This is a genomic window from Longimicrobium sp. (assembly GCF_036554565.1).
GTDB lineage: Bacteria > Gemmatimonadota > Gemmatimonadetes > Longimicrobiales > Longimicrobiaceae > Longimicrobium.
Map to the genome: position 1 here is coordinate 1 of NZ_DATBNB010000766.1, position 10420 is coordinate 10420.

The following is a 10420-nucleotide window of genomic DNA, read 5'->3' on the forward strand; positions in this document are numbered from 1 at the left end:
CGCCTCGGCTGCGCCGGCCGACAGGAACTCAAACGGCTCCTGCAAAACCGGCGTCAGCCCTGCCCGACTGCAGGTCTCGACTGCCGCCTGGCGATACTCCTGCAGGTCGATGCTGGTGCTGCCGATGAACGCCGTCATCCCGCGCTCCTCGGGAACAGCCGGCGCGGCGGCACGTTCCAGGCTCTCCGGCTGGACGATGAAGATGCGAGAGGGGTCCACCCCCGGCCCAGCGATGATGCGGGGCGTTTCCTCCTCGCCCGGATACTCCAACGCCAGTGAAACGCACGCCTGGTCAAACGCAGCCTGCACGGCGTTCCCGAACGCCAGGGCACGGTAGAAGGCCGCTCCGAAGGTGATCGCGGCGCCGTCCGAGATCTTCGCCCCGGTGCCGATGGCACACCCGACCGTTTCGGCGATTACTTTCGCTTGGGGAGAGGTGAAACAGGCGTTCAGGACCACCACGCGGATATCGCCCCGAAACACCTTGAATAGCCGCTGGAGCGCCTCCGTCCCCACGGGATGGGGCTCGCCGTTCCTGCCTACCAGCACCAACCCCTCGGTCCCCCCGTGCCCGCTGAAGTGTACCACCTGGGGACGCTTCTCGCTCAATGCCTGGATCAGGTCGTCCGGCCGCGCAGCCAGGCGAAGGTCGAACACCAATGAGTCGCGGTACTCCGCCGCGCGCACCTTCTCGAGGGTGCGCCGGACGTCCTCGTCCAATTGCAGCCTGGAAACCCGGCTTGGCGGCGTGGAAAACGGGTCAGCGGCGAAGAAGAGAACAGTGGCCTTGCGCATCAAATCCGTCCGTGAAAGTCGATTCTGCCATCAACGAACGCGGGCATCGGACCGGCTGTATAAAAAGCTGCGTCGACATCGCCGTGCGCTAGCATCCGCCCCAAGTAGGCAATCCGCCATAGGGCGATGCGCGTTGTTACTTTGCCGGCGTGTGGGCTACCCAGCATCTCCAGCAGCACCAGAGCAGGCGTTGCGGCCTCTGCCGCCGCTCCAGGGCCGCTGACGCGGGCCAGGGTGACGCTCCGGTTATAGATCCGGATCGCCTGGCCGTGTACGTCCCCAGTTTCTCTCGCGGCCGCGATGGACTGCTGGTAGAGCACGAGCGCACGCTCGTGCTCGCCGGCATGGTCGTGGACGGAGGCCAGGTTGGCGAGTGCGTCCCCTTCGACATCGCGACTACCCGTCTGGCGCGCAATGCGCAGTTGCTCGTGGAACAGGTCCAAGGCACGCGGTCGATCGCCCAGGTGCTCGTAGGCCAGCCCCAGATTCCCCAGCCGCACCGCCTGGCCCCCCAGATCACCGATCGCGCGGCTCTCGCGGAGCGACTCCTCGTACAACTCCACGGCGCTGGGATAATCCTGGCGGAGATCACAGAGGACGCCAAGGCAGCCCAGGGCATTCGCCGCTCCCACCCGATCACCCTCTTCGCGCGAGATGCGCAACTGCTCGCGCAGCACGCGCTCCGCGTCGTCGATGCGCAGAAGGTCGGTGTAGATCAGCCCCAGGTTCCCGAGCGCTTCCGCTTCGCCCCGCCGCAACCCCAGCGCGCGAAACTCGTCCACCGACGCCTCGTACCCTGCTATCGCACCGGCGAAGTCGCCGCGCCGATAGTGAACGGACGCCATGTTCATGCGGCTGGCCGCCCGCCCGCGATGCCTGCCAGTTTGAACATCAATACGCAGCGCCTGCTCGTGGCATTCCAAGGCCTCATCCAGCTGGCCGAGAGATGCGTAAGCCAGGCCGAGGTTGCCGAGATGCACGCCCTGCGCGTGCAGGTCGCCAAGTGAGCGCGCCGCCTCTACCGCAGCGCGTAACAGATGCACGCGCTCCTGATTGCTGAGTCGGAAGTCGAGGACGTGCATCCCGCCGCCCATGAAGGCGCTGCAGACCCGGGCCGCTTCGCGGTCCCGCGGCCATCGCTTCACAGCCCAGGCAATTCCGTCACTGACGTTCTGCGCGTCGAGATCGTACTTCGCCAGCGCCGCCGCCGCCGACTCGCCGCCCTGGAAATAGAGCTCCTGCACCTGCTCCAGAAAGCCGGAATAGAAAGCCGCGTGCCGTCGCTTTGCGTGAGAAAAGGTAGCCAGAACAGGCCTCCTTGCGGATGTCACCGTGCAAGGTAGCGTTCGGCCGCAGCATATCCAAGATCGCTGCTACTAGAAGGCGATCTCCTCAGCCGGAGTGCCGGGCCCAGAGATAAACCGACTCCGGCAGGTTACGCGAGTTCGGCCACCATACCAGTGTTGAGCCGTTCCAGCAGCCACTCGTAGAGCCATTCACGCGCCGCCCGTTGAACGTCGCCATCCGATTCCCGTACGTACAACAAGCGCTGAAGCTGAACGACGTGCTCCGGAGTGGCAGACAAGCCGCTGGTCGCGAACTGCAGGGCCTGGTGTGACTCAGGGAAGTCGTCGCTCGCGATCTGCAGCATCGCGTGGAGGGCCGTGGCAGAGTTCCGTTGCTTACCCAGCAGCCGGATTGCGACGGGCCGCAGCGGGTCACTGGGCCCGTGAAGCAGGGAGACCAACGCCTGCACAAGCGCCTCAGAAGGCTGCCATTCATTCAGGAGGTGCCCGATTTGCTCCTGTAACCATTCGTCGCCAGCCTCCAGCAGGGCCACAAGCGCTCGAACCGACACCTCCTCGGATGGATTCCAATCCCTGAGCACCCCGGCCGCCGCGGCGCGCACCCGCAGGTCCCCCTTACCCACTGACGCGAGGAGCGCCTGGACCAATCCCTCGGTCGGTTGAAGTTGCCGCAGCAACTCGTGTGCACGGAAGCGGACATCCATGTCCTCCGTCTCGCATAGACCCATGAGAGGCGCAAGGACGCTTTCGCCGGAAGCGCCGAGATTCAGCAGCAGACGCACAGCCTCGACCTGAACATCCGGGATCTCCACCTCCAGGAGGCATTGGAGCGCCTCCGTCAGCGGGCCGTAGTTTCGATCGTGAACGCTCAGCAGGGCCGCGGCCTGGAGACGCAGGCGAGGCTCTCCTTCGTGCAGCAGGCTTCTCAAGTCCTCGCGCAAGAACGGGGTTGGCGCGGTTTCCTCGAGCAGATCCGCGGCAGCGGACCGAATCTCCGCGTCCCCATCCCGCAATAGCCGCAGGAGCGCCGCCTCCAGTTCGTTTCCGCTGCCGCCGAGTTCCCGCAGCAGCCGCGCGACCTCCAGCGCGTGCGCCCCCTTGGTCGTGCTCAACAGCGCCGCGATTCGCGCCACCATCCTGGGTGTGCGCGGAACCAGATGGACAAGGCGAATCGCCTCGGTGCGCGCGCCCCGGTCAGCTGTGTTCAGCAATTCGACCAGCGCGTCCTCCGTGGCATCCCCCGCCTGATGCAGAGAGTCCAGGAGCTGCAACGCCCGTGATCGAACGCCATCGTGTATCAATATGGCGACCAGGCGTGCCAGCAACGAATCGGTCCGCGGCAGCCGCCGGATGAGCCGCTCCGCGCGGTAGCTGGCGAGGGCATCCCTCGCCGCAAGCAGCTCGGCCACGGCTGCGTCCAGAGCGGGGCCCGAGCACCCAAGCTCGCAGAGTGTTTCAGCGAGGTCGCCGCGGACGGCCAGATCTTCGACCGCAAGCCGCGCTTCGAGCGCGGCGTACGCTTCGGCCGGCTCATAATGTCTCGCCAGGAGCACCAGCGCCTTGCGCCGGACTTCCTGTGCCAGATGGGCGGAAAGCTCCGCGAGCGCGTCTCGCACCGGCGCGGTGGCCCTGCCCCACTCGATCAGGTGCTCCGCCGAGGTCAGGCGCAACCGCGGATCACGTGAGTGCAGGAATCGCTCGAGTTCCGCAACGAGCGTTTCGCTGGGGCCGCGTGCGGTCACCAGTGTCACGGCCGCGTCGTGAACCGCGGTGGAGGGCGCCGCGAGCAGCCGCACCAGTCCCAAGTCCATGCGCTCCCCACGGTACCCGGCGAGGTGCAGCAATTGGGCAGCTTCGACCTGCACATTGACCTCCGGCTCGCGATCTAGCAACTCCAGAAGTGCGGATACCGGCTGGTTAGCGGCGACAACTTGCGGAGCGAGCGGGCCGCTGCGGAGCGAACCAGAGGCTCGCTAGAAGCGAGCAGGGGTACCAGGCGTGAAAAGATTTCGTCTTCGTAGTGCCCAAGATCGCGCAGCATGCTTGCCGCCTCGATCCGGGTTTCCTCCGGGCCCTCGTCGAGCAGACTCCTCAGGGCGCGGACAAGTGGCTCGCCGGCGTCGCCAATCCGCCGGAGCAGGCGAGCCACGTCGAGCCGGGCCACAGAATCGGCTGTGAAGAGAAGCGGCTGCAGTCCGCGGCGCAGAGCCTCGGGAGCATCCAGGGACTGCAGCTGCCGGACCGCCGCTGCGCGCGTAATGGGGTTCGGATCGGTGAGCAAAGGCACGAGCGCGGGGACCAGCGGCGCCGCCGGGTGGGAGTACAGGCGCAGTAGCCGGACCGCCTCCAGGCGCACGTTCGGCTGTGCCCGGTTGGCCAGGGCCTCCAGGGCCCGGGCCAGCACCGGGTATGCGGGCACGAACTCCGCGCCCAGATAATACCGTAACCGCTCCACCCATCCACTCACCGGACCCACGCCGCCCTGCCGCTGGGGCAACTCACCCATAACGCTCCGTACCTGCTCGAGCGCGGCCTTCTGGATCGCGGGGTCAGCCGCATCCATCAGACGCACCAAGGCCTCGCACGCGCTCTGCCCAAGGTAGCCCTTGCGGACCAGGAGAAAGGCGCCACGGCTGCGCGTCCACTCGTCCGAGGCGCGGAGCAAATACTGGCCGACCCGCACCAGGGTTGGCGAGGACGGCAAGTGGGCGAGTAGGTCTAGGACGTGTTCCTCCACCGATCCGTCAGCGGAGCCCTCTATACGGGCGGCTAGTATCTCCGACAGTACCTCTGGCGACGAGATGGTTGCCAGCAGCGACGCCGCAGAGGTGCGCACGCCGGGATCCGCGTGGTCCAGAAGGGCGAGCACTCCCGAGACAACCTCTTTCGGGGGGTGCGCCGCACCGCCCAGGAGGCGGGCCGCCTTGCTCCGGGTGACTTCGTCGGGATGGGCCAGAAGGGGGAGCATCGCGTGGGCGACGTCCACGCCCGAGGCGCCCATTGCGGTCAGCACGCCCGCGGCATCCAGCCGGACGTCCGTGTCGTCCGACGCTAGTAGCCGAACCACGGACGTCGCCGTCTGGGGCATGCTCTTGAGCAGCGCGGCGGCGTGCGAGCGCCTGGTGGGCTCAGGAACCGCCAGCAAGGCCAGGAGCCTGTCCTCGATGCTCGCGGGGAGTGACATGGTCGCAAGCAACTCGAAAGCATAGCGGGCCATGTAGCCATCCTCCGCCTCCATCAGGCCCACCAGGGCCTGCGCGAGCTCTTCCGAAGGAGTTAGCTGCCGAATGAGTTCCAGCGCCTGCTGGCGAACGCCCGAATCGAGTTGCGCCAGCTCCACAAGGCTCGTGCCCAGGTCGGGACCGCTGTATCCCACCTGGTGCAGCAGGCGAGCGGTCGCCAGGCGCAGCGCTGCCTGCTCCGTCGTACGCGAGTCCACGGCGGCCGCCTGGGCCGGATCCACAAGTTGCGAAACGAGGGGGACGGACAGCGCCGGGCCCCGGACCCCAATGGTGTGAAGCACCTCAACAAACGCCAAGCGTGCCCGGAACCCAGCGCGGGAGAGCCGGTCCAGCAGTTCCCGCTCCAATGTATCGGAGCGGGGAAGCCTCCGGAGCACGGCGAGCGCGGCCTCGCGTATCCAGACGGATTCGTGCTCAACCAAGGGTGCGACCGCGCGAGCGACGGCCACTCTCAGTCGGGGCTCTTGCAGCAGAAACTCCGCAGCAGCTATCTGCGCAGCGGGGCTCTGCGCCTCCAGATGCGACAGTAGTTCCCGCTCCAAAGCGCCCGACAGCGGCAGATCTCGCAGGAACCGCCCGGCCTGCGATCGCACATTCGCGATCTCATGCCCGAGCAGCGGCACGATCGCTCTGGCAGGCGCATCGTCCCTGTACCCGCGTGCCCACAACACTCCCGCAATGCGCAGCCGGTTGTAGGGCTCGTCGGTTCCTAGCGCTGCCACGAGCGCCGCATGAAGAGCCTCAGAGGACGGAAAGCCCTTCAGCACTACAGTGGCCCGGCCGGCTAGCCGCTCGTCCGTGGAGCAGAGAAGCGGCACCAGTCCCGCCGCGACGGACGGGTGCCAGTCCTGCCACTCCGCCAGTTGTGCCGCGAGCCGGAGCCGCAGTTCACCATCCACATACACGGCGCACGCGCGCAACTCGACAATAAGCTCCGGGGTGGGCGGAACGGTCGCGAGCAGGACAAGTGCAACCGCTCGAGTTGCGCCCTCGCTGACGCGAATGACGGAAATTAGCGGGGTCCCGAACGCGGACCCCCCGTAGCCCGCTTCGCGCAAGAGCCGTGTGGCGCTCAACACACGCTCGGCGGGCGCCTCCGCGAGGGCAGCCGCTGCCCGCTGGGCCACATTCTCCTCCTCCGCGATTACGTGAAGCAGCCGCCGTACCTGCGTTCCGTCCGCCTCCTCGGAGCCAGCAAAGTCGAGCAGATCTCCCAGCGCCTGCTCCGGCGCGAAGCGCAGGAACTCGCGCACGAGAACCTCTATCCTCGCGAACGGGTCTTCGAACCGCCCCAAAGCCGTCCACACGCGCGGCCCGTATTCCCCCACCTGGGCCAAGCCCAGTGCGGCATGGCACGCCACGTCCTGATCCTTGTCGTGCAGCATTAGGCGACATGCGGCCCGGGCGGCCGGGTCTGCGGGGGCGGCGTTCGCCAGCAGCCGCGCGGTCTGCATGCGCACATCCCAGTGTGGATTCCGCAGCATGGCTTCCAAAGCCGTGATCACACGCGGCTCCGGCCGCAGCCGCGGAACGGCACGGACAGCTTGAACAAAGGAATCGGCCAGCGGGCGGTATGGCAGGCGCGTCAGCGCACCCACCAATTCCACGAAAACCCGCTGCACGGTGCTCTTGGGTAGCTTCACGTCATCCGCGATGCACGCCGCGGCAAGTTGCAGCCGCGAGCAGGTGAGGGTTTCCAGTGGCCCGACCGGTGGATCCAGCAGCGCCTCCACGATCCTGCTCGCCGTCGTGCCATCACGCTGGACCACGCCCACGTACCCCACGGCCAGGAGCACGACCTCTCGCCAGCGGGGGTCGTCCGCTAGAGGCAGTAGCCGGGTAACCGCCTCGGAGGTGGGCGTTGACAGTTCCACGGCCGCAAGGAACTCCTCGAACGTGGGATGCCAGAAGGCGAAGATGTTCGTCCCCCGCTCCTCGATCAGCCCGGCCCGGTCCGCCGCCGCACGGAGGTAGCTTTCCGCCGTGGCATCCGCATCGTCCTCGTCGTACTCTCGCTGCTCCAGGACCTCCACCAGACGGCGCTTGAGCTCCGCGCGGTGCATGATTCCCGTATTGTTTGTCCGTCGAGTCCACTCAGCGATGGCGCCCCACACGGGCACCAGCCGGTCCAGCGGCAACGTGACGCCGCCCACGTCCTTGCCGGGCAGCGATCGCCAGTGATTCCACGTGTCCATCAGGGTGTTGACCGCCTTATTGTAGAGCTGCACACGCTCTTCCGGGAGGCGCGCCTTTTCGTACCGGATCAACGAGACAATCACCAGCATCAACGGGTTGGTCGCCAACTCCGCCACCCTGGAATTGCGCTGCAACTCCCCGATCAGCGCTTTGGCATCCTCTTCAGCACGCTGATAGTCTGGAGCGTCGGGATGCTGCTTTGCCTCGCTCGCCCTCTGCCACTTGAAGATGAACTCTCGGACCTGCTCGCTTGAGAAATTGGGAAGCTGAAAGTGCGGAATGTCGCCGCGCACCGGGATGTATCCAAACGGGCGCGACGTAACCACCACGCGGTTGGCAGCGTGCGCGGCGATAAATTCGTCCACCGCCTGAACCACGGCGGCCCGGGCGTGGCTTTCGGGCACCTCGTCGACGCCGTCCAGTACGACCAGCAACTCCCCCACGTCCAGATGCTCGACAATAGCCTCGCAGAGCACCGCGCCACCCACACCGCGCATTCGCTGCTCAAGAAAGCCGCGCAGAGGAAGGGCAGGGTCGTTTCGCCGCGCCTCCGCGTAGAGGGCGAGCGGAATGAGCACCGGAATCGGGGCCTCCTCCCAACCCAGCCGGTCCCGGACCGACTCTGCGCCTAGCGCACATGCGCGCGCCAGGTACCGGGAAAGCGTGCTCTTTCCTACACCCGGGCTACCGATGATCACCCCATGCCGGGTACCCAGCAGCGCGGGCCCCAGAGGGCTGCCGGCGTTCCCGCTCTTCGCACCCGCCCAGCGCTCGCCGGTCAGGACGGCATACTCCTCCTCCAGCCGGGCACGCTCCTCCGGCGTGGAATCCAGTTCGCGGGTAAGTTGACGAAGGAGATCCCGTTCACGCTCGCGGACTGCCAGCCGATCGCGCTCGGCCACGAGGTGCGGGAGCACGTAGATGTCATCCAACTCCAGTGAGGTGACGTGCGCTGCCCGGGTCACCCCGTCGATTCCCCGGTGGTCCGCGTAGCGAAAGTCATGTGCAATCCGGCTGCGGTACGCCACGACGGCCGTCGACTTGGCGAACGACGCAAGCTCGCCGCTCCCCAACTGAAGGGCAGTCGACCGCCGCAGCTCGCCAAGCAACTCGGTCTGCTGGATGAACATCCCCGCCGCTAGAAACGCGAGCGCCGCGATGTCCTCACTGGTCTGCTCCCCAATGGCAAAGAGCTGGTTGAATCTCTCGGTCTGCTGCGCTTCGCTACGTTGGGACGCGAGCTCCTTGAACGCCTCGTTGGGCACCTTGAAGGGAATTCCGATGACCGGCAACTCGGCGACCGCGGCAGCGAGCGCCGGAAGCATGGAGCGTAAGTCGCGCTTCGGCAGGTAGGCGGAATGCTCGATCCGCTGCACTTCGTTCGACATGGGGAGAGCAGAAAGGGTAAGGACTGGCAGGATCTGAATACTACAACCCCGCCCCGGACGCGTCGAGATCAACTTCCTGGCGAGTCGCACTACGACGGCTGATCGGAAGTGTGCCGCGATCCGTCGGTGTGGCGTTTGCTCCAACTCACAATCGCCTGCGGAAACCTTGAACAGGGCAGCTGATGTGAAGCACGGACGACAGCGTCACCTTCGGGGGCAGGAATATTTCGACAGTACGGCAGGCCTTCTCGCGCAGCACAGGGCGTGCATGCGCCGGCGGCTGTACATCTCCATTCGTGACGTAGAGCCCCGGCGGAAGAACCGGATGTCCCTTGGGGAAGAGATTCGATTACAGGAGCAGATCCTGGAGCAGATGGAATCGGCGCGGCGTCTAGCCTACCGCGGCCCTCTGGTGCTGAACATGTCCGTCGACACCAGCGTTCGGAACCCGCCACAGGCACACTCGATCGCCAAGAACCTCCTCGATCTGTTCTCCAAGCCGCGCCCTGAACTGCAGGTCAACAGAAACCTGATCTACGCAGACGATGTGCAGGTCCATGGCTTGGCCGTCTGGTGCCGCCATGGGCAGCCGGAGCCCCGGATCGACTCAGTGTCACGCCACTGGCGTGCTTCCGTGCTGACCTCGCAATCGCCCAGGCGGCAAGAAAGCTCCGGCGAGAGCAAGCGGGTCCGGATCCGTACGTGTTGGAAGAAGCATTAGACGATCTCAAGGACACACTAGAGCGTGACGCCCTCTTCGCGGAGCTGCCGCAGCACCTCCAGCGGCGGCGCCTGTGGATCCTCGGCGACGAGCTCGCGCAGCCGCTGCGTGACGCGTTCGGGAAGCGGCGGACGCCCGACGCGGCGGGCGCTATGCGCTCGCTTGTCGTCGGGCTCCTTGACGGGCGGCTCCTTCGCGATCCGCTGCACGGAACGCACGGAGATGCCCATCTGTGCTGCGATGTCCTTCGTAGAGAGGCCCGACTGCACCAGGGCCTGTACGGCGTGTCTGTCGATAATCCGGATCATCCTCCCTCGCCTGCCGGCGGTGGGCAGCAGCCCTGCACGGAACGGCGAAAAAGATAGGTTCAGTGATCCTGGAGCGCGCCAGAGTTTAGAGAGGATAGGCGACAGAGTTTCGGGAACTCACAGCTTGGGTGCCGGCGGGATTGCTGACGAGGGGGGCGGCTGCTGTCGTCCCTCATCGCTCAGGCGGGGCACATAGAGGGAGGGCCGCGGGAACAGTATGCCCGCGAAGAGGGTCGCCGGAGAACGGCGGACAAAGAACGAGGCGGGCTGCACACGTTGCAGCCCGCCTCGTTCTATTATTGGGTGCTGCCTCTGACGAGATGGCGCACGGAATAGCTTACCGGCTCAGTTCAACCCATGGGGAGTGGAGGGCCTTAAGGCGTTCTGACAGATCCGGACCGATCGCGTAGGGTGTAAAGGCGGGTTCGTCCATTCTTGCCCGACCGTACTGAACGCGTGCGAA

Annotated in this window: 6 protein-coding genes; 1 reads left to right on the forward strand and 5 read right to left on the reverse strand. The window is 66.2% G+C overall.

Translation table 11 applies throughout. From position 1 onward, the window contains the following. The 4 genes from VIB55_RS21620 to VIB55_RS21635 form a co-directional block, all read right to left on the reverse strand. Positions 1-795: CHAT domain-containing protein (locus VIB55_RS21620; RefSeq protein ID WP_331878748.1), on the reverse strand; the 795-nt coding region annotated here is incomplete at its 3' end. Continuing rightward, positions 795-2039 (reverse strand): tetratricopeptide repeat protein, encoded by a 1245-nt coding sequence (locus VIB55_RS21625; protein WP_331878749.1) that lies wholly within the window; start codon positions 2037-2039, stop codon positions 795-797. The genes VIB55_RS21625 and VIB55_RS21620, both read right to left, overlap by 1 nt. 191 nt (positions 2040-2230) lie before the next feature. Further along, entirely contained in the window at positions 2231-3967 is a 1737-nt protein-coding gene (locus tag VIB55_RS21630; protein WP_331878750.1) for a hypothetical protein, read from the reverse strand. A 20-nt stretch (positions 3968-3987) separates the two neighbouring features. After that, positions 3988-8928, reverse strand: coding sequence for a HEAT repeat domain-containing protein (locus tag VIB55_RS21635; protein WP_331878751.1), 4941 nt, complete (start codon positions 8926-8928; stop codon positions 3988-3990). A gap of 325 nt (positions 8929-9253) precedes the next feature. On the opposite strand from VIB55_RS21635, the gene VIB55_RS21640 reads away from it, so the two are divergent. Further along, positions 9254-9649, forward strand: a complete 396-nt coding sequence (locus tag VIB55_RS21640) for a hypothetical protein (protein ID WP_331878752.1) — start codon at positions 9254-9256, stop codon at positions 9647-9649. A 17-nt stretch (positions 9650-9666) separates the two neighbouring features. Here the strand turns inward: VIB55_RS21640 and VIB55_RS21645 are convergent, their stop codons facing one another. Then, positions 9667-9957 carry a helix-turn-helix domain-containing protein gene (locus VIB55_RS21645; RefSeq protein WP_331878753.1) on the reverse strand — a complete coding sequence of 97 codons (291 nt, stop codon included), beginning with the start codon at positions 9955-9957 and terminating at the stop codon, positions 9667-9669. Positions 9958-10420: the final 463 nt, after the last annotated feature.